We start from the raw sequence: 20,393 nt of genomic DNA on the forward strand, positions 1-20,393 counted from the left end.
TTTCACAACGACGCCCCAAACAAGGCCAGTTCTGTGTTAGATTTTCCCGCATGACTAAAGCCCCTGTACTAAAGTGCATAGTTTTAACTAACGGCTGGGGCCAATAAAAAAAAAAGCAGGCACACGATCCACCGTGCGCCTGCCATACACTCACCAAGCAGCGGGAACATAATCCGGATGCGCCCGCCTGTATATTTACAATATCATACCTACGCCTTCTTTACCGTCATGTAGTAATGCGCGGTATCCAGGTTAAAATCCTTTTCCGTCGTGTTTTTTAGGCGGAGGGTCTTCCATTCCGTAGTGGCATCAAGGAACACTGTGTTATCCTTTGGAAGAAAGGCCTTTACCGGCATCTTAAAACCAACATTCGCGTTGCTGAATTTATACCGCAATACCAGGTCCGCTCCTTCCTGCTGAAATCCAAGCTCCAGCTCGGGCACCTTTGTGCTCAGCAGGTACTGGTCGAAGAAGGGCTGAAGGTCCATGCCGCTGCGGCGGATGATATAACCGGTAATATCCGCGGTGGTTACTGTTTTAGAGCGGTATTCCTCCTGGATGCCACGCAGGATGTCAAAAAACTGTTTATCGTCATTCAGCATCGCGCGGATCATCTGCACGATGCGGGCGCCTTTGCCGTAGATATCCCAAAGACCGTAGTGGATATGATTCACATCCCGCTCCCCGATGATAGGTTCTTTATTGCCTGGTTTGTCTTCGCCCAGTTGGCGCAGCGCTTCTTTTTCACCTTTATACATACCCACGCCCATCATTTCGGTATAAGTGGCAAATGCTTCGTGCAGCCAGAAATCGGCGAGGTCTTTTACACTCACGTTATTCCCCCACCATTCATGCGCCGATTCATGCCACATCAGCCGCCGCATGCCGTCGTGCCCACCGCCCAGGCCGCCCATGGCCACGATGCTCTGGTGCTCCATCGGGTGAGGTGTTTCTATCAGCCTGAACCCGTCCCTTTGGAAAGGATAAGGGCCAAAATGCGCCTGCATGAACCGCAGCATGGGTTTTACTTCCTTGAACAGTTTCATCGCTGAATCCCGGTGATTGGGCAGGTAATAATAATCAAGGGTGAGATCGCCGAGGGTATCCGCCACATGACGGTAGTCCCCGATATTTACGGTCACGTTATAGTTGTTGATGGGGTATGTCACCAGCCATTCGGTAAGGTTCCGTTTATCTGCCAGCGTTTCTTTGCGCTGGAGCCTGCCATTGGAGATATTCTGCAATCCTTCCGGCACGGTAACGGTGATGCGCATGCTATCCGGCTCGTCTGAAAGATGGTCTTTGTTCGGCCACCAGAGGCTGGCGCCGGAACCCTGGCAGGCTACCTGGATAAATGGTTTGCGGTTGTCGTCCAGCCGCCAGACAAAGCCGCCGTGCATGGGCGCGTTCAGGTCCGGCTCCTGCGGCATGCCGTGGTAAAAGACCTCGAACCGGCCCTTATCGCCCGCCTTGAACTCTTCCGGAAAACGGACGAACACCGCATTGAATTCGCGGGTATAAGAAAGCGGCCGGCCTTTGTAAATGATGCTGTCTATCGTCATCTGAGCGTACAGGTCGATCTGCAGCTGGCTGAAGGGGGAAACTGTCTTAAAATGTATCAGCGTGCTGCCGCTCAGGCTGCGTTTGTCGGGTACAATGTCTACGGTAAGATGGTAATAATCCACGTCATAACAACTCCTGTCCGGACTGAGCTTCCCCCGAAGCGTATCCGCCCTGGTAAAACCGTTCTTCCGGTTGGAGAGACGGCCTGCATCCGGCATGTCCGTGGTTCCGCGGAGCTTGTAACACTCAAAGCTGCCGCCCTGCCGTACCACCATCCCGGTCGTTACCCCTTTGTCGTCCACCTGGAATTCAAGGGTTACTTCGGGTTGCAGTTTGTCGATCTTAAATTTGTGGAGGGTAATGGGTAGCAGTTGTGCCCGCTGATCGTTGGATAAGGCCCGGTGAAACCATAATTTGCCGCTGTCCGCCCTGATCATGAACACCCGGGGGCATTCCGGGTTGTACTGGTAAATGCCTTCGTAATTGGCGGTGGTTTGCGCGCCTGCCCGTGTACCTGCGCCCAGGAAAAGCAGGATGACGATAATTCTGGATAACATGATTGTCGGTTTTCGTTCAATGGCAAACCAACAAAAAGGCTCCTTCCGGGCCTATTCAAATCCGGATTTGAGCAGTATCATGGCTGTTTTTGGATAGAAGTTCCCTGCATAAATTCCCGGGGCGTCTGCCCGGTGGCCGCCTTAAAAGCGCGCTGGAAAGTAGGCTGGGAATTGAACCCGCATTCGAAGGCCATACCGGTGATAGTAAGGTGCGCATGGGTCGGGTCCAGCATCATTTCCTTCACGGCTTCCACCCGCCATCCGTTCACATATTCGTTAAATCCTTTGCCCACCCGCTGGTTCAGTACTGCGGATAATGTTTTGGCGCTGGTGCCGATATGCTCTGCCACCCCCTGTATGGAAATATCCTGTTGCAGGTACAGGCGGTCTTCCGCCATGGCTTTCCGAAGGGCGGCATCCACCCTGTCCACATCCTCTTTGGAAAGATTATCAAAATAAGATTGTGTCTTTTTCTGCTGCGCAACGTAAATGATTTTCGTACGGTGGTACCCCATGAACCCGACCCAGTAGATAAAGATCACAAGGAAGGTTTCGATCACGTAATACTGCTCACCGCCCCATACATTGAAGATATGGGCGTACAGGTAGGTGCCCAGCCACAGGGTGTTAAAGAAACCCATGACAGCCAGCAGCATTTTCAGCCAGCGGTACTCTTCGGGTATCAGCAGGCTCTCTTTACGCTGACGGCGGAGTTCCAGCACGGCGAACAGGTAATAGGTACAGGAAGACAGTATACTGGCCGGCTCAGCTATGGTAGCATAATACTTGTCCAGCCAGGCGGGCTGGAAAAGAAGAAAATGGTTGGGCGTGAATTTCCATACAAAATAACCGATCACCAGCAAAAAGCGGTTGGTGAAAGGGACTAACATAAGCAGGAAGTGTTTCCAGGGTTTCGTCACCGGTGGTACTTTCCGGAACGAACGTACATATAAATAAAGGCTGGGGCCTATGGCGAAGACCAGCACAAACGGGAAGATATCGAAGATAAAAAGGTACTTCCCAAGCTCCGAACTCCAGTTCAGGGTTTCAAATCCGTTGTAACTGAGGATGAGGATGAAAAAAGCAAGCATCCTGTTCTGAAACCTGTTCTCAGACTTTGCAAACAACAGGTACACTCCGAAGAACAAGGCTTGTAACGCTCCCAGCAATACCAATAATGAAAAAACGTCCAGTTTCATACCGCTATAATGTCACCAGCCTTAAAGATATTTTATTTTTTTTATGGAGGGCCAATAGATTAAATTTGTTAACTGACTGAAAATAAACAGGTATGAACAAAAAGATTGCGCATGTGCTCACCGGCCGTGCCAAACAGATCACCCCCGAGGAAACCGTGATACAACCCTTGCCTCATAAGGATTTCAGATTTGCCAATCCCTTTATCGTCATACACCATATAGGCCCGGAAACCATTCCCCCCGGCTCGGAGATGCGCATACATCCGCATCCGCACCGCGGCTTCTCCCCCGTTTCTTTTATGATCGAAGGGGAAGGTTATCATATGGACAATGCGGGCCATAAGGGCACCATCGCCACTGGTGGCATCCAGTGGATGTTCGCCGGTAAAGGCCTGCTGCACAGCGAAGGCCCTACCAAAGAATTTCTTGCCAAAGGCGGCGTACAGGAAATGATACAGATCTGGGTGAACGTGCCCAAAGCGCATAAATGGGACGATCCGTATTACCAGAACGCCCCGGCGGATCAGCTGCCCTTTGTGCTGGAGCAGGAAGGCGTACAACTGCGCCTGGCAAGCGGCAGCTACGAAGGCAAAAGCAGCCCCATGAAAAGTTTCACGCCCATCACCGCCATCATCGGCACCATTGCCAAAGGCAAACAGGTACAGGTAGAAGCGTTGCCCGGTTACCAGGCGCTCCTGTACATCTTCCGCGGCAGCGTGACCGTCAATGGCACCGCCGCTTCCATGCACCAGCTGTATGTCTTTGAAAAAGAAGAAAGCGGCATCAGCATCACAGCGGACGAAGACGCCGGTATCCTGTTCCTCTCCGCCGAACCGATCGATGAACCGGTGGCCGCGAAAGATAACTTTGTGATGAACACCATGGAAGAAGTGGACCAGGCTATTGAAGATTATAAAAACGGGGTCTTCGGCACCCTTGCATATTAAACACCCCCTTACCTATGAATCAACGCCTCATCAACAAACTTTCCGAACAGGGCCTGCTTTCGCCGGAGAGCCGGGAGAAGCTGCTGCTGCCCCGCCTCTTTTCCGTTCACTGGGAAGTGACCACCCTGCTATACCTTGGCGTTTTATTGCTGAGCGGCGGCCTTGGCATACTGGTGTACAAAAACATAGATACCATCGGCCACCAGGTGATCCTGCTGGCAATAGGGCTTACCTGCGGGCTTTGTTTTGTGATAGCCAACAAAAAGAAACGCCCCTTCAGCCGTCATAAAGTGCTGGCGCCGAATATGGGCTGGGATTATATCGTACTGCTGGCCTGCCTGCTGTTCATCACGTTCATTACTTATTTACAGGCGCAATACAATGTGTTTGGCACACGGTATGGCTCGGCTACTTTTATTCCCATGCTGGTGCTGCTGTTCAGCGCGTATTATTTCGATCATCTCGGCGTGCTGAGCCTGGCCATTACGAACTTCGCCGCATGGATGGGCATCGCCATCACGCCATACGAGATACTAAGCAATAATGCCTTTAACACGGATACCCGGCTCATCTACACCGGTGTGCTGCTGGGCGCTATACTTATGACGGCCGGTTATCTCAGCGAAAGGTTTGATTTCAAAAAACATTTTGCTTTTACGTATGACAACTTCGGCGTGCACATCCTGTTTATCGCCGTGCTGGCCGGCATGTTCCTGCTGGAATTCTATTATCTCTTTTTCCTGGTACTCTGCGGCATCGGTGCTTTTTGTTACTGGCAAAGCTCACAGCGGAAGTCTTTTTATTTTATGATGATCACCGTGCTGTACCTGTATATTGGGGTGAGTTATATGATCCTGCGGTGGCTGTTTTACACAAACCTCGACCTGGGAGGGATATACCTCGGGTTGTTTTATTTTATCGGTTCCGCTGTGGCGGTGGTGAGGTTGCTGATTGTTCAAAACAAAAAACTGAAAACGAATGATAGCATATAACCCCACCGGCCTGGATAATGCTGTTATCAACGATCAGGCTCAATCAGAATACAAAAAGGGGAATATCACCGCCGTGGAGATGGCTGGTATCAAAACGGCATTCCCCGAAATATTATACACGCCTAATTTTTTTATCCGCATCGGGCTGTTCCTGCTCACGGCGGTGATCGTTATTTGCGCGCTCGGGCTGATAATGCTGGTGATGATGGCCGGGCTGAATAATGAAAACTTCATTGGCGGCCTGATACTTTTCTGGGGAGGCTGCTGTTATGCCATGCTGGAACTATGGTGGGTGCAGGACAAAAAGCATTACCGGTCCGGAATAGATGACGCGCTCACCTGGGCCAGCAGCGGCGCGCTATTGACGGCCATGATCGTTTTTACAGATTTTGATTTGGAAGGTTCTTTCCTCTGCGGCGTCATCTGCGCCATCGCCACCTGGATGACCCTCCGTTTTGCGGATATGCTCATGGCGCTCACTGCGTTTGGCAGCGCCATCGGGTTTATATTTTTTGCAGGATTTGAAGTATCTCCCATAGCGGCGGACCTCATGCCGTTCATTATCATGCTGGTTTCACTGGGGGCGTATGTCCTGTTCTCCCGGCTCTCCGGTAAAGAACAATTCCGGCACTACGAAGCCTGCCTGGACGTATTAACCACTGCCGCGCTGATCACTTTGTACATGGCGGGTAATTATTTCGTGGTACGCGAAGTAGGCGCGGAAATGCTCGGCAAAACAGGCCCCGTGCCTATCGGCTGGCTCTTCTGGATCTTCACCTTCGTGATCCCGCCGGTGTATATCTACTTCGGCATCCGCCGCAAAGACCGTATCCGCCTGCGCACCGGGCTCATATTGCTCGGTATGATCGTATTCACCGTACGCTATTACCACAGCCTGATGCCGATAGAAACGGCTATGGTACTGGGAGGCGCTGTACTGATCGTGGCCGCCTGGGCGGTGATACGTTACCTGAAGCAGCCACGCTACGGCTTCACTTACGAAGCGGACGAATCAGGGGAAGAAATGACCGGCCTGAAAGCCGCGGAAGCCATCATCATCGCACAAACATTTCATAAAACCCCGCAGCCGGACGATTCATTTAAGTTCGGCGGAGGCACCGGCGGAGGAGGCGGCGCCACCGGGGATTATTAACGGATATTAAAAGCAATCATACCATGGATTTACAATTGAAAGGAAAAACAGCGTTTGTGAGCGGCTCCACGCAGGGTATCGGATATGCCATTGCCAAGCAGCTGCTGCTGGAAGGAGCCGCCGTTACTATCAACGGCAGAACGGAAGCACGCGTGGCGGAAGCCGTGGAAAAACTGAAAGGACATGTGCCCGGCGCCCCCGTGAACGGGATCGCGGCGGACTTCTCCAAAGCGGACGATGTACGCAAACTCACAGAACAACTACCCGGCATAGATATACTCGTGAACAACGCGGGCATCTTTGAGCCAAAACCATTTACCGAGATCACCGACGAAGAATGGCTGCGTTTTTTTGAAGTGAACGTAATGAGCGGCATCAGGCTCAGCCGTCATTATTTCCCCGGCATGCTGGAGAAGAACTGGGGCCGCATCATCTTCATTTCCAGCGAATCCGCCATCATGATACCGGAGGAAATGATCCATTACGGCACTACCAAAACCGCCCAGCTGTCCATCAGCCGCGGGCTTGCATTGCTTACCAAAAACACCGGCGTGACCGTGAACACCATAATGCCCGGCCCTACCAAAAGCGAAGGCGTAGTGGAGTTCATCAAACAGGTAGCCGAGTCCAAAGGCATTACGCCACAGGAAGCGGAAAAAGATTTCTTCAAAACCATGCGCCCTTCTTCTCTCCTCCAGCGTTTTGCGGATGTAGCGGAGATCGCGAACATGGTCACTTACATTGCCAGCCCACTTTCCTCCGCCACCAACGGTGCGGCGCTGAAAGCAGAAGGCGGACTGGTGAACAGCATTTATTAAAAATACGAACGCCTTTCCTAACCATGGAAAGGCGTTCTTTTTTATTACACCTTGTACACTATTCAAGTTAATTCCGCGCCCCACTGCCGCTTTCCTGGTCTCACCTCTAAAAATCCTGTCACTATCATCTCCCCGGATCAATCACACTGGTTTACACTGTGAAATACACCTTTGCGCTCACCGCGCAAATGTAACCGATGGGCGTAAGACCAGGAATACCCAGAACTGGGTATTTGAGCGCCACCGGGCTTGCAAACTGCCGGACTTTTCCCTATCTTGACATTTCTACCATAAAAATTCCAGTCATGAAACGACTTTCAACGATGTTCCTCGTTCTCAGTGCCATCACCCTTCTCTCCGCGGGGCTGCCTAAAAAGAAAAAAGTGATCTTTTTCGGAGATTCCATTACACAGGCCGGCGTAAGCCCCGATGGCTACATCACGCAGCTGGGTGGCATCCTTCAGAAAAGCCATGCAGACCAGTATGAACTGATCGGCGCGGGCATAGGCGGCAACAAGGTATATGACCTTTACCTCCGCATGGAAGATGATGTATTAAAAAAGAAACCCGATGTGGTAGTGATCTATATCGGTGTGAACGACGTTTGGCACAAAGCCACGTCCCATACCGGCACGGACCTGGACAAATTCGGCGGCTTCTACCGCGCGCTGATCAAAAAGATACAGGCCAACGGCGCTAAAGTGATCCTTTGCACCCCGGCAGTGATCGGCGAAAAGAAAGACGGCGACAATTCGCAGGACGTTGAGTTGAACCGTTTTTCCAGCAGCATCCGCGCTATCAGCCAGGAAACCAGCCTGCCCCTCTGCGATCTCCGCAAACTGTTTACAGACTTCGACAAAACCAATAACCCGCAGAATGCGGAAAAAGGGATACTGACCACGGACGGTGTACACCTGAATAAAGAAGGGAATGCGCTCGTGGCGAAATCTATCGGGGAGATCCTTGTAAAATTGTAATAAAAAATCTTGTTTTAAAACGAAGCGCCTTCAGTAATGGAGGCGCTTCGTTTTTTATTGAATGCAGTATCTATTTTGTACTCTCTCCCGGCCGTGCCAGCACAGCCCCTTCCACAACCGGCTCTCCAAATACCGGCATACCGTCCTTGCTCCAGCTGAAACGTTGCATACGCGGCGAGCGTTTGCCTCCGCAGCCCAGCCCCGGCGCATTGTTCGCATGGTACAGTATCCAGTCCTCTTTCCCATCCGGTGACTGGAAAAACGAATTGTGGCCGGGGGCAAATACCTTGTTGGCGGTATTGGTTTTGAAGATAGGCTCCGGGTGTTTGGTCCAGGCGGCGCTGTCCATAGGGCTGCCCTTGCCGGAGAAACGCAGCAGGCCGAGGGCGTAGTGGTCCGTCCAGCAGCCGCTGGCGGAATATACGATCATGAGTTTACCCTCATGCATGAGCGCCTGCGGGCCTTCATTCACAACTACCTTCTGGCCGCTTTTTTCCCATTCATGTTCGGGCGTGGAAAGCATGATGCGTTTGCCTTCGATGGTCCAGGGATTTTTCATCTTCGCGATGTAAATGCTCTGCCGCTCGTCCTTATCGCCTGCCCAGCCGCTCCAGATCATGTACAGCTGTTTTTTGTATTCAAACAGGTTCCCGTCGATGGCCCATTTGTCTGAGGGGTCCGCCACCCTGCCTTTAAAGGTCCATTCCCCGCTCATAGGGTCCGCCGATGCATTTTCGAGCACATACATCCGGTGGCCTTCGTTTTTGCCGCTATCGGCCGCAAAATAGGCATACCATTTACCTTGCAGGAAGTGTATCTCCGGCGCCCAGAGGTGCTTCGAAAAGGGCGTTCCCGAAGGCGGGCGGTAAATGGTTTTGTGCTCGGCGGTTTTCAGGTCCGCCAGGCTGCGCGTTTTCCAAAGGTCAACACTCGAGGCGGTGGTGTGGGTGTAATAATAGTAACCGTCTTTGTAGAAGGAAAACGGGTCCGCGCCGGAAGGCAGCAACGGGTTTGTAAAGGTGTTTTCCTGTGCGTGGAGTATGCCTGCCGCCATGGTCAGCAGCAGGGTCAGGGTCTTTTTCATGGTACAAAATAAAAAATTCCGTTTATTTGTTTTTCACTACTTTCGGGTACGTACACGTGTAAATACAGCTATGAAAGCGAATCAAAACGACCAGCCCAACGGCGTAAAAGAGATCGCGCGCAGGGCGAAAGTCTCTATCGCAACGGTGGACAGGGTGATCCATAACAGATCCGGCGTAAGCGCCAAAACCAGGACGAAGATCGAGAAAATCATACAGGAGCTGAACTATCAGCCCAATATCATCGCCAGCAGGCTGGCATCCAGGAAGGTACTCAACTTCGCCATACTCATCCCCTCCGTGTCCGCGGAAACCGCTTTCTGGGCGGCCCCGCTCGCAGGCATACAACAGGCGGAAGAAGAGATCAGGCAGATGGGCATCAGGGTGGACCGGTATTTTTTTGACCTCAACAGCAAAACCTCTTTCGTCAAACAAACCAAACAGATACTCAAATCCAAAGTGGACGGGATATTGCTGGCGCCTTCCTTTATCGAGGAATCCATCACCTTCACCGACGCGCTGAAAGAAAAAAACATCCCCTACGTATTTATCAACTCAGACATACCGAACCGCGAAAGCCTTTGTTATATCGGCCCGGACCTGTTTCACAGCGGTTATCTCAGCGCGCATGTGATCAATTATTGCATACAACCCAGGGACAAGATACTGGTGGTGAACGTATCGCACGAGATAGAGAACCACCACCACCTGCTTCGCAAGGAAGAAGGTTTCCGGTCTTATTTTAAGGATAACGACAAACGGATCGTCAAAATAGATATCCGGCAGACGAACGACCGATCTGTTGAAAAGAAAGTATCCGAAGTGCTGGATGAAACACCCAATATCAAAGCCATCTTTGTAACCAACTCCCGCGTGGCAAACGTGGCGCATTACCTGGAAAACAAAGGCAAAAAAGGCATCCTGCTCGTGGGTTACGACTTCCTGCCGGAAAATATCGCCTACCTGCAAAAAAGCGTGATAGACTTCCTCATCTGCCAGAAGCCGCAGGAACAGGGCTACCGGGGCATCATGGCGCTGTACCAGCATCTCGTGATGGCCGCGCCCGTGGAGAAAGTATCCTTTATGCCGATAGATATCATTACGCGGGAAAACCACGCGTATTATAAAAACTGACCTACTCTGCTATTAATATAAGGGCCGCTTCATGAAGATGAAGCGGCCTTAATTTTGTACTTGATCGCTATTGAAGTACTTTTTTAGTAGCAGAAGTATTGAGGTTGTGATACTTTATTTTTCAAGTTTCGCCCCGCTGTCCGCATCGATAAACAACTGTGCACGAGGGTGGCGCCTTAATATCGTGGACGGATGCTCAGCCGCTATCGGTGCATTGAGCGTTTGCCAGACAGCCTCAGCCTTGGTGGGGCCGGGCACCATACAATACACGAACCTGGCGCGGTACAGCGCCGGCACCGTGAGCGTCAGCGCATGCGTAGGCACTTCGTCCAAAGCGGCAAAACAGCCATCGTTCACCTGCTGCTGACGGCAGGCCAGGTCCAGGTCCACCACTTTTACGGTGGCCGGGTCTTCAAAATCCGCCACATGTGGGTCATTGAAGGCGATGTGGGTGTTCTCCCCTATCCCCATATTCACAATATCCACGCCTTCCTTATTCAGCAGGGCGGCGTAACGGGTGCATTCTTCATCCAGGTCGGCAGCATTGCCGTTGATATAATGAACAGCCCGGAAAGGTACTTTGCCAAAGATGCGCGCTTTCAGGAAGTTGCCGAAGCCCTGCGGGGCATCCGCATGCAGGCCGGCATATTCATCCATATGAAAAGCATTGATGCGGTCCCAGGGAATACTGGCGTCTGCGGCCAGTGTTTCAAGGAATTCCTGCTGCGAGGGAGCGGCGGCAAATATGATGTTCAGGTGCTCCTGCACGCTGAGCAGTTCTTTGATCTTGTCCGCCACCATGGCGGCGGCGACAGCGCCCATCTGTTTCCTCGTATCGTATCTGTGTATCTTCAGCTGGTCTTTTAGTAGCATATGATTATTTCTTAAAGTTGTGATGGGCGTTGCTGCGCGGCGCCGCCTTCATTGTAAAGCGTATCCGGTTATGAAACAATAACGTGATCTTTTGTATGCCTGGCCTGGTGCATGATCCGCCCGCCGCAGATCACGGTATGGATGCGAATGTCCTCATCAAATATCAGCACGTCCGCATCGCGGCCCGCGGTAAGCGAACCTTTGCGGCCCGCTACTTTCATGATGGCGGCGGGTGTGCTGGTCATCATACGCACGGCATCCGCCAGCGGCACGTCCGCGAGCTTCACCATGTTGCGCACCAGCTGGTCCGTGGTGGCTACGCTGCCGGCAAACGAACTGCGGTCCGGCAGTTTGGCTACGTTGTCTTCCACAATCACGCGGAGACCGTTGTTTTTGGCGCCCAGGATGCTGTCTCCTTCGGGCATACCGGCTGCACGCATGGCATCCGTGATCAGGGCCGTTTTGTCCGCTCCTTTGATCTTGTATACCAGCTTCAGCAAGGGCGGGGGAAGGTGAATACCGTCCGCTATAATCTCCACCGTCATTTCGTCCATCAGGAACGCGCTTTCCACCGCTCCCGCATAACGGAAGGCATTGCGGCGCGTTACGCCGGACATGGCGGAATACAGGTGGGTGGCATGGGTGTAACCGCATTCAAAAGCCTCGAGCATTTCCTCGTAAATGGCGTCGGTATGCGCTACGGCCGCGAGTATCCCACGGCTGGTCAGATAACGCCCGAATTCAAGCGAGCCGGGCAATTCCGGGGCCGCGCTCCAGCGTACCACGGAACTGGTGGAAGCCAGTACGGCTTTGTATTCTTCAGGATCCGGGTTGCGGATATAACGCGGGTCCTGCGCCCCGCGCTGGTTCATGGCGAAATACGGGCCTTCCAGGTGAATACCCAGGAACGCCGCGCCTTTTGTATTACGTAAGTGCGCCTGTTCATATAACTCCACCGCATTCAGCAGGCTGGCCGTATCGCTGCTGAGCGTGGTGGGCACCATGGAAGTGGTGCCGTATTGCATATGCGTTTCGGCAACGGCCAGGAAGGAAGCAACGTCTCCGTCCATAAAGTCGCTGTCGCCGCCGCCATGCACATGAATGTCTATAAAACCCGGTGAAATATACTGGCCGCGGGCATCAATTTCGATCGCATCCCGCACGGGAATATCATCCTCGGCGACAGCCAGTATCCTGTTCCCTTCTATCAGTACCGTACCGCCGCGAATGATGCGGTAAGGGGTAATGATCCTGCCGTTAAATATCTTGATCCTGCGAGATTCCATAATGCTGTACTTCCTTTTTTAATTGGATACCGGGTGATGAGGAAAGGTTAAATGTCCACCTCCTGATGAGATGACCGTAAAAAGCGTAAAAGATGAGATAGATATAACAGGGGAATAGTACCCAATATGCCAGGCGCTCGCCGGAAACATCCGCGAAATGGCCATATACAAGCGGTAATATCGCGTTGCCGCAAAGGCCCATGATCATTACGGAGGCGCCCAGCTTGGTGAAACGGCCAAGCCCTTCCAGCGCCAGCGGCCAGAGGCCCGCCCATACCAGTGAATTGGCCAGCCCCAGCAGTACTACAAACCAGATGCTGATGTCCGCCGTATGGCCCAGCAGTGTCACCTGCCCGTTCATAAAAATAATACCCAGGGTAAAACATGCGCCCAGCACCGTACACACACGCAGGGCGTTCACCTGGCTGATGTATTTCGGGATGAGCGTAATGCCCGTGCAATAGCCGATGATGGTGGCTGCCAGTGTATACGAAGGGAATGTTTTGGCTTCCAGCAGCGAGATGTTCATGGTCTGCGCGTAAGGAATGATCGTATCGATCGCTACCACCTGCGTGCCTACATGCAGGAAGATGGCCAGCGCGCCGAGGATCAGGTGAGGGAACTCAAAAATGCTCTTTTTGCCTGCATTCGCTGCCGCAACGGTACTGGTTTCGCTTTCGGTATTGATCTCCGGAAGTGGTGAAAAACGCACCAACAGGCCCAGCAGGAACAATACAACACCCACCACGGAATACGGTACGATCACACGGCGGATGAATTCATCCAGCGCCGCGCTTTTTGCGATGGCATCCATACCGGGCAGCTGTTTGAAGAGGTCGCTGTCCGTTGCGCGCAGTATCACCGCGGCAAAGATCAGCGGGGCAATAATGCCCGCCCCTTTGTTGCAGATCCCCATGATACTGATACGCTGTGCGGCGCTTTCTTTAGGCCCCAGGATAGTGATGTAGGGATTAGCGGCCGTCTGCAGCACGGCCAGCCCCGCCCCGATACTGAACAGGCCCATCAGGAACAGGCTGTAAGTACGGGTAAGCGCGGCGGGCACAAAAATGAAGGCGCCCGCGGCCATGATCCAGAAACCGACCATCATCCCCTGTTTGAAGCCGGTCCTTTTCAGGAGGTACGACGATGGCACGGATATGAGCAGATAGGAAATGTAAAATGCAAAAGCCACCAGGTAAGACTGGCTGCTGCTCAGCTCACAGGCTATTTTGAAATACGGTATCAGGATGGCGTTCACCCAGGTTACAAACCCGAATATAAAAAACATCATCCCGATGATAAGAATGGAGATACGCACGTCCCGTTTGGACATTGCGCCTACTTCCACCGTCTTTGGTTTATGCTGCATCAGTGCTTTTTTATGATGATTAGATGGTAGGCGCCCAACCCGGCTGGTATTCACGTTTCCAGAATTTCTCGGCGGACGCGTCGTTGCGGATATGCCCGTTCGTCGGGTCTATGTGCAGTGTATTGCCGGAGCGCAGCGCGATATTGCCCAGCTGGCAAAGCAGTGTGCTCTGGTGACCGCTCAGGATGTCCGCATTCAGCGGCTTGCCCTCGCGGATGCCCGCAAAGAAGTTCTGGAAGTGGAAAGCATCCAGTGTTTCCGCAGGATTGGTCAGGTTACGCGGATCTATCCTGACTTCATTCTTCACTTCTTTTACCACCTTATTCTTCAGGTCGTAAATGGTATAGGCATTGCCGTCGATGGTGAGGGAGCCTTTTTCGCCATAGAATACCACACCCACGGTGGCGCCTTCCACTGGCTTGCCGTTGCAGCTGCGGCCTTCCCAGATCATGCTGGTATTGTTGTCGAACTCAAGGGTGATCACCTGTGTGTCCGGCGTCTGCCAGTCATCCTGGTAGCGGTAGCGGCCACCGGAGGAAGAAACTCTAACAGGGTATTCCACACCCATGCCCCAGCGCAGCAGGTCCACCATATGTGTACCATTGTTCAGCGCTTCGCCGGTGCCCCAGTTCCAGAACCAATGCCAGTTATAGTGAAGGATATTGTCCTTATAGGGAGTACGCGGTGCGGGGCCTTGCCAGAGGTCGTAATTGAGCCATTCCGGCACGGGCACTTCTTTACCGATGCCGATGGATTCTCTATTGTTGGTATACCAGCCTTTCCCGAAATAGGCACGGCCGATGGCGCCGCTTTTCAGTTCGTTGATGGCGGCGATCACGTTTGGCCAGGAGCGGCGCTGGTTACCCATCTGGATGGTCACGCCATATTTTTTTTGCGCGGCCACCAGCAGTTCGCCTTCGGCAGGATTGTGGCTGGCGGGTTTTTCGAGGTATACGTGTTTACCGGCTTTGGCGGCCAGTATAGCGGCGGGTGCGTGCCAGTGGTCCGGCGCGGCGATCACCAGCGCGTCCACGTCTTTATTTTCAAGGGCTTTCCTGAAGTCAGGAACATCCTTTGGAGCTGTTTTTTGTATCTCGGTCACTTTCACCATACATTTGGCGGTGGCGCGGGTGTCCACATCCGAAACCGATATCACTTCGCAGTTGGGCTGTTTGGCAAAATTGCCCGCCAGCGCAAACCCGCGGGCGTTCACTCCCATCATGCCCACTTTGATGCGTTCGTTCGCGCCGATGATGCTGGCGTAACTTTTGGCGCTGAAACCGGGCAGTATCCCCCCGATGGCCACAGCGGCCGATCCTTTGATGGTATTTTTCAAAAATGTTCTGCGGGACTTTTCCATATTTGGTTGTAATTTATTTCAAGGTTTCGGGTACGTACCCGAAAATACTACTAATAATCAGAAAACAAAAGGCGGCGGGATTATTTTTCCTGCTATTTGCGGTGTTTTTTCGCCCTGCTTATCATTGATTCCAGCGTCACGGAAGCGCCGTTTTTCTTTTTGCTTTCATCCGCGGCTTCCATAAACGCCAGTATTTCCAGGGTTTCCGATTCCTGTACAGGCGCCTTGCCTGTTCTGAAAAATTCCGCTATCTGCACGACCAGTGGCACATACCCTTTGAAAGGCCCGAGCGTTGCTACGCCCTTTTCACCGTATACCGTGCCGCCATAATCCGCTTTGCCATACCGTGTGCCGCGGAAAGTGCCTACGCGCCCGTCCTCCCACACGCCAACGATCACCTCGGCATTTTCGGTCTGCGTACGGGTGACAGATTTACAACCCGGCCCCATCACGGTGAAAAGGGTTTCCACGCCGTGAATACCGTACCAGAAGATGTCCGGGTGTGTTTTTTCAAGGTGGCAGGGACTGAAGGTATCCGCTCCCAATACTTTGCCCACGGAGCCGCCAACTACAGCTTGTGCCGACTCCATGTAACGCAGAGAAGAAGCGGAGAATACCGGCGCATTGTATTTGCGGGACGCGTCAAAGATGGCCATGCCTTCTGCCAGGGAGGCTGCCAGCGGTTTGTCGATGAATACTTTTTTGCCTGCTTTAAGGGCGGGCAGCGCCTGCCGGAGATGCGGGCGGCCGTCGTTGGATTCCACCATTATCACATCCACTTTTGTTATGAGGTCATCTATGGACCCGGTCATTTCAACGCCGAGTTTTTTTAGCTCTTCCACGAAACCCGGCAAACGTTTCAGGTTATTTTCGATGTCGGGGCTGGCTTCCGCGAATGCGGCCATTACTTTAAACCCTTCCAGGCCGGCTACAGGCGTGGGACTGTTAAAGCTTTTGGCGAAAGCTACGGCATGGGAACTATCGCAGCCGATGATACCGATGCGTACGGGATCGGCCGAAGATGCGAATGCTTTAAAAGGTAAAGCGGCGGCCAGGCCGGCGCCTGCGGCGGCTGTTGAAAATGCCTGGAGGAACTTACGGCGGTCATACAATTGCGTCATGAGGAACAGTCTGATTAATTATACTGAATGATTCGGTTGACTACTTTAATATAGGTTAAATGGTTGAAACCGGGAAAGGAAAGGATATTTTCGTATACGTACCCGATATTTCATCAAAAATAAAGCTGACTGGCAGCTTATCTGATGTATATACCCGTATTTCGGGTACGCACCCGGAAATTAGAAAATATTTCCTGAAACTGCAAAGTATTTTAATCGGACTGGTGGATATTTCTCATTAAATAAAGGGAAATACGATATAATCGGAAGATTTACAATCAAGGAACATTCGGGTATTTCTGCAACTCCATCCCTCTCCTTTTTTCTGTATAAAATATTTGCATTTATGATCTCAGGCGTGTACTTTCGTGTACGTACCCGGAAATCCCGTTAGTTCCGGTCGTTTTTATACTGCTTTGCCGGCGAGATACCCTCCGGCATCTACCCGTTTTTTCGTTCTTCAGGAAACCAAAATTTAATGCGCAACATGAACAACACCACTGTTATGCAGGAGCCTCAGGCTGCGGTTACACCCGCCTCAAGGTACCGGACATGGCTGCAGGCCATCGGGCCTGGGCTCATCACCGCGGCGCTGGTATTCGGACCCAGCAAGATCACCATCACCTCCATGATGGGCGCCCGTTATGGTTACGATCTGCTCTGGCTCGTAGCCGTCGCTATCTTTTTTATGATCGTTTTTGCCACCATGGCCGCAAGAGTGGGCATTGCCACCAGCGAATCCCTTCTCACCACCATCGGCCGCAAATGGGGCAATGCGGCGCGTATCGGCATCGGTGTGGGCGTGTTTTTTGTCTGTGCATCGTTCCAGGCAGGCAACTCCATCGGCACCGGCATTGCTGTTGCCGAGGCTACCAACACCAGCCCGGTGATATGGATTGTGGTGTTTAACATCCTGGCCATCGGTATGTTGTTTTTCAGGACCTTTTATAACATGCTGCAAAAAGTGATGATCGCCCTCATCGCATTGATGCTGGTGGCTTTTATGGCCACGTTCGTACTGTCCAAACCTTCCCTCTCCGGAATGGCGGGCGGTTTTGTGCCTTCAATTCCCGCCGGCTCGGAACAGCTGCTGATCGCGTTTATGGCTTCCTGTTTTTCTATCGTGGGCGCCATTTATCAATCGTACCTGGTACAGGAAAGAAAACGCATCAGCCCCGAAGCAAAACAGACCGGCCGTGAAACCTACCCCGGCATGATCATCCTTGGCCTGCTGAGTGCTATTGTAATGGTATGCTCCGCCGCGGTACTGAACACCAAAGGCATCCCCGTGAACACCGCCACAGACATGGCGCGCGCACTGGAGCCCATTTTTGGCAACTATGCCTCAGCCCTTTTCCTCTCCGGTCTTTTCGGCGCCTCTTTTTCTTCCCTCATCGGCAACGCTTCCCTTGGCGGTACATTGCTGGGTGATGCGCTGGGATATGGCGGCCAGCTGCAATCTTCCATGGTGCGCGTATTTATCGGCGTTATTATGCTGGTAGGCGCCGTCATCGCCGTGATCTTCGGCAAGCTGCCCCTGGAAGTGATTGTACTGGCGCAGGCAGTGACCATTTTTATCGTACCGTTCATCGGCATCGCATTGTACCTGACGGCGAACGACGGAAAGATCATGGGCCCTTATAAAAATACCCTGTTCATCAAAATCGCGGGCGCCGCGGGGCTCATCATCATGCTGCTGCTGGCAGCCAGTAACGTAAAAACTTTATTCTTCTCCTGATAACTCAATTTTTCATGAAAAATATTCAAACAACCGTAGACAGACTGCTGCAGCCCTCCCCCGCCCTCGTAGCGGATATCGCCAAACTGGAAGGAGACATCCTCATCCTGGGCGTTGGCGGAAAGATCGGGCCGAGCCTGGCCAGGCTCGCAAGACAGGCGGTGAACCTTTCCGGCGTAGCCCGCAGGGTCATCGGCGTATCCCGCCTGACGGAGCCGGGGCTGAAAGAAGAGCTGGAATCCTATGGCGTGGAAGCCATCGCCGCGGACCTGATGAATGAAAATGATCTCGCCGGGCTTCCCGATGCAAGGAATGTGCTTTACCTCGCCGGCACCAAGTTTGGCACCACCGGCAAAGAAGCCTTTACATGGGCTATGAACGCCTACCTGCCGGGCCGTGTGGCGGAGAAATATAAAAATTCGAAGATCGTGGTATACAGCACGGGCAATGTGTATCCTTTCACCCCGGTGTTTTCCGGCGGCGCGGATGAAAACACCGCTCCCGCTCCCGTGGGCGAATACGGTCAATCATGCCTCGGCCGTGAACGTGTGTTCGAACATTTCTCCAACCAATACAATACCCCCATTCTCGTGTACCGCCTCAACTATGCCAATGACCTGCGTTATGGCGTATTGCTGGAGATCGCCAAAAATGTGCTGGCGGAAAAACCCATCGATCTGCGCATGGGCCATGTGAACGTGATCTGGCAGGGCGATGCGAACGAAATGGCGCTTCGCAGCTTCCACCAATGCAGCGCACCGGCCAAATTCCTGAACATCACCGGCCCTGAAACGGCGCCCGTGCGCTGGATCGCGGAGCAGTTCGGGAAGATCATGAACAAAACGCCGCAGTTCATCAATGAGGAACAGCCTACTGCCCTGCTGAGCAACGCAGCGGAAAGTTTCCGTTTATTCGGCTACCCGAGGGTAGGCCTGCTGCAAATGATCGGGCTGACGGCCGAATGGCTCCAGCAGGGCGGCGCCACGATCCAAAAACCCACGCACTTCCAGGAAAGGGCCGGGAAATTCTGATGCCGGAAAATGATGTGATGTTCGCGGGAGCCTTGCAGGTAGCGGGCTGACGTTCAGCCGCCCTGTATTTCACACAACTCCCGATTATTTTACCCTGAACGTAAAATGTTACGGAAATCCGCCGGCTGACAACCGGCACTATCAACTTAATATCATGCAACCATCTATAGAACAATTGCTTTATTCGGGCACGGTCATCCCCGCCCATCCGCTGGCGCTTACCGCGGAGTGTAAACTGGACGAAGCCCGGCAGCGCAGGCTTACACGTTATTACATCGCCGCCGGCGCGGGCGGCGTGGCTGTGGGCGTACACACCACCCAATTCGCCATCCGCCATCCTTCCATCAATCTATACGAAACCGTGCTGCGGCTGGCGGCGGAAGAAATAGAAAAGGCGGAACTGACCCGTCCTTTCATCAAAGTGGCCGGCGTTTGCGGGCCTACGGAGCAGGCCATAAAAGAAGCCCGCCTGGCGGCCGGCCTTGGCTACCACCTGGGCCTTGTAAGCCTGGGCGGGTTGCAGCAGCTGAGCGAGGAGCAATTGATCCAACATATTACAGCCGTTGCACAGGAGATCCCCGTTTTCGGATTTTATCTGCAACCTTCCGTAGGAGGGCGTATATTGAGTTACCATTTCTGGGAACAGCTGGCGGCCATCCCGAACGTAAAGGCCATCAAAACGGCCCCGTTCAACCGCTACCAGACCCTGGACGTGGTGCGTGCCGTATGCAGCTCTCCCCGCCGGGACCAGATCGCGCTCTACACAGGGAACGATGACAATATCCTGGCAGACCTTCTCACCACCTACCGTTTCACCGTGAACGGGCAAACGGTGGAAAAAGGATTTGCCGGCGGGCTACTCGGGCACTGGTCCGTATGGACCAGCAATGTGGCTTCCCTTTTTGCGGACATCCGCCACATGAGCCCGCAGGAAGTATTGCGTACAGGCATCGCCGTTACAGACATGAATGCCGCGCTCTTTGATCCCTCCCATGCCTTTGCGGGCTCTATTGCCGGGATACACGAAGTACTCCGCAGGCAGGGCTTCCTGGAAGGCATCTGGTGCCTGGACCCGGAAGAGACCCTTTCCCCCGGCCAGCTGGAAGAGATCGACCGCGTTACGGCCGCATATCCCGAACTCACGGATGATGCGTTCGTCAGGGCATTCCTTGCGAAGGATAAAATTTGATCTC

17 protein-coding genes are annotated in these 20,393 nt (G+C 52.9%); 9 read left to right on the top strand and 8 right to left on the bottom strand.

The window, feature by feature from the left end; all coding sequences use genetic code 11:
* Positions 1–209: 209 nt before the first annotated feature.
* On the bottom strand, positions 210–2,120 hold the full coding sequence (locus tag EG028_RS00190; RefSeq protein ID WP_120514037.1) for a M1 family metallopeptidase: 1,911 nt from the start codon (positions 2,118–2,120) through the stop codon (positions 210–212).
* Between the two features lie 77 nt (positions 2,121–2,197).
* Positions 2,198–3,319 carry a helix-turn-helix transcriptional regulator gene (locus EG028_RS00195; RefSeq protein WP_120514038.1) on the bottom strand — a complete coding sequence of 374 codons (1,122 nt, stop codon included), beginning with the start codon at positions 3,317–3,319 and terminating at the stop codon, positions 2,198–2,200.
* A gap of 92 nt (positions 3,320–3,411) precedes the next feature.
* Here EG028_RS00195 and EG028_RS00200 point away from each other — a divergent pair, with 92 nt between their 5' ends.
* The 5 genes from EG028_RS00200 (at position 3,412) to EG028_RS00220 (ending at position 8,206) form a co-directional block, all read left to right on the top strand.
* Entirely contained in the window at positions 3,412–4,266 is an 855-nt protein-coding gene (locus EG028_RS00200; protein ID WP_120514039.1) for a pirin family protein, read from the top strand.
* Positions 4,267–4,280: 14 nt separating this feature from the next.
* Positions 4,281–5,258, top strand: coding sequence for a DUF2157 domain-containing protein (locus EG028_RS00205; protein WP_120514040.1), 978 nt, complete (start codon positions 4,281–4,283; stop codon positions 5,256–5,258).
* Positions 5,245–6,411: a hypothetical protein gene (locus tag EG028_RS00210; protein WP_120514041.1), complete on the top strand. Its 1,167-nt coding sequence runs from the start codon at positions 5,245–5,247 to the stop codon at positions 6,409–6,411. The genes EG028_RS00205 and EG028_RS00210 overlap by 14 nt, the downstream gene beginning before the upstream one ends.
* A gap of 23 nt (positions 6,412–6,434) precedes the next feature.
* Positions 6,435–7,229 carry an SDR family NAD(P)-dependent oxidoreductase gene (locus EG028_RS00215; protein WP_120514042.1) on the top strand — a complete coding sequence of 265 codons (795 nt, stop codon included), beginning with the start codon at positions 6,435–6,437 and terminating at the stop codon, positions 7,227–7,229.
* A 305-nt stretch (positions 7,230–7,534) separates the two neighbouring features.
* Complete coding sequence (locus EG028_RS00220; RefSeq protein WP_120514043.1) at positions 7,535–8,206, top strand: SGNH/GDSL hydrolase family protein; 672 nt, start codon at positions 7,535–7,537, stop codon at positions 8,204–8,206.
* A gap of 70 nt (positions 8,207–8,276) precedes the next feature.
* Here the strand turns inward: EG028_RS00220 and EG028_RS00225 are convergent, their stop codons facing one another.
* Positions 8,277–9,290: a glycoside hydrolase family 43 protein gene (locus EG028_RS00225; RefSeq protein WP_120514044.1), complete on the bottom strand. Its 1,014-nt coding sequence runs from the start codon at positions 9,288–9,290 to the stop codon at positions 8,277–8,279.
* A 70-nt stretch (positions 9,291–9,360) separates the two neighbouring features.
* Between EG028_RS00225 and EG028_RS00230 the strand changes: the two genes are divergently transcribed.
* Positions 9,361–10,422, top strand: a complete 1,062-nt coding sequence (locus EG028_RS00230; protein ID WP_120514584.1) for a LacI family DNA-binding transcriptional regulator — start codon at positions 9,361–9,363, stop codon at positions 10,420–10,422.
* A 114-nt stretch (positions 10,423–10,536) separates the two neighbouring features.
* Here the strand turns inward: EG028_RS00230 and EG028_RS00235 are convergent, their stop codons facing one another.
* The 5 genes from EG028_RS00235 to EG028_RS00255 all read right to left on the bottom strand — a co-directional run bounded on the left by EG028_RS00235 (position 10,537) and on the right by EG028_RS00255 (position 16,431).
* Positions 10,537–11,295, bottom strand: a complete 759-nt coding sequence (locus EG028_RS00235; protein ID WP_120514045.1) for a 6-phosphogluconolactonase — start codon at positions 11,293–11,295, stop codon at positions 10,537–10,539.
* A 68-nt stretch (positions 11,296–11,363) separates the two neighbouring features.
* A complete protein-coding gene (gene nagA / locus EG028_RS00240) occupies positions 11,364–12,581 on the bottom strand; it encodes an N-acetylglucosamine-6-phosphate deacetylase (RefSeq protein ID WP_120514046.1) in 1,218 nt (405 codons plus the stop codon).
* The gene (locus EG028_RS00245) at positions 12,553–13,950 is read right to left on the bottom strand and encodes a sugar MFS transporter (protein WP_120514047.1); all 1,398 of its coding nucleotides are present in this window, start codon (positions 13,948–13,950) and stop codon (positions 12,553–12,555) included. Before EG028_RS00245 ends, nagA begins: the two co-directional genes overlap by 29 nt.
* 19 nt (positions 13,951–13,969) lie before the next feature.
* Positions 13,970–15,310 carry a Gfo/Idh/MocA family protein gene (locus EG028_RS00250; RefSeq protein ID WP_120514048.1) on the bottom strand — a complete coding sequence of 447 codons (1,341 nt, stop codon included), beginning with the start codon at positions 15,308–15,310 and terminating at the stop codon, positions 13,970–13,972.
* Positions 15,311–15,402: 92 nt separating this feature from the next.
* Complete coding sequence (locus EG028_RS00255; RefSeq protein ID WP_120514049.1) at positions 15,403–16,431, bottom strand: Gfo/Idh/MocA family protein; 1,029 nt, start codon at positions 16,429–16,431, stop codon at positions 15,403–15,405.
* Positions 16,432–16,918: 487 nt separating this feature from the next.
* Between EG028_RS00255 and EG028_RS00260 the strand changes: the two genes are divergently transcribed.
* The 3 genes from EG028_RS00260 to EG028_RS00270 all read left to right on the top strand — a co-directional run bounded on the left by EG028_RS00260 (position 16,919) and on the right by EG028_RS00270 (position 20,389).
* Positions 16,919–18,169, top strand: a complete 1,251-nt coding sequence (locus tag EG028_RS00260; protein WP_241559028.1) for an Nramp family divalent metal transporter — start codon at positions 16,919–16,921, stop codon at positions 18,167–18,169.
* Positions 18,170–18,183: 14 nt separating this feature from the next.
* Positions 18,184–19,200, top strand: a complete 1,017-nt coding sequence (locus EG028_RS00265) for an NAD-dependent epimerase/dehydratase family protein (RefSeq protein ID WP_120514051.1) — start codon at positions 18,184–18,186, stop codon at positions 19,198–19,200.
* 154 nt (positions 19,201–19,354) lie between these two features.
* Complete coding sequence (locus tag EG028_RS00270) at positions 19,355–20,389, top strand: dihydrodipicolinate synthase family protein (protein WP_120514052.1); 1,035 nt, start codon at positions 19,355–19,357, stop codon at positions 20,387–20,389.
* Positions 20,390–20,393 lie beyond the last annotated feature (4 nt).

Source organism: Chitinophaga barathri, from assembly GCF_003807585.1.
Taxonomy (GTDB): Bacteria; Bacteroidota; Bacteroidia; order Chitinophagales; family Chitinophagaceae; genus Chitinophaga; species Chitinophaga barathri.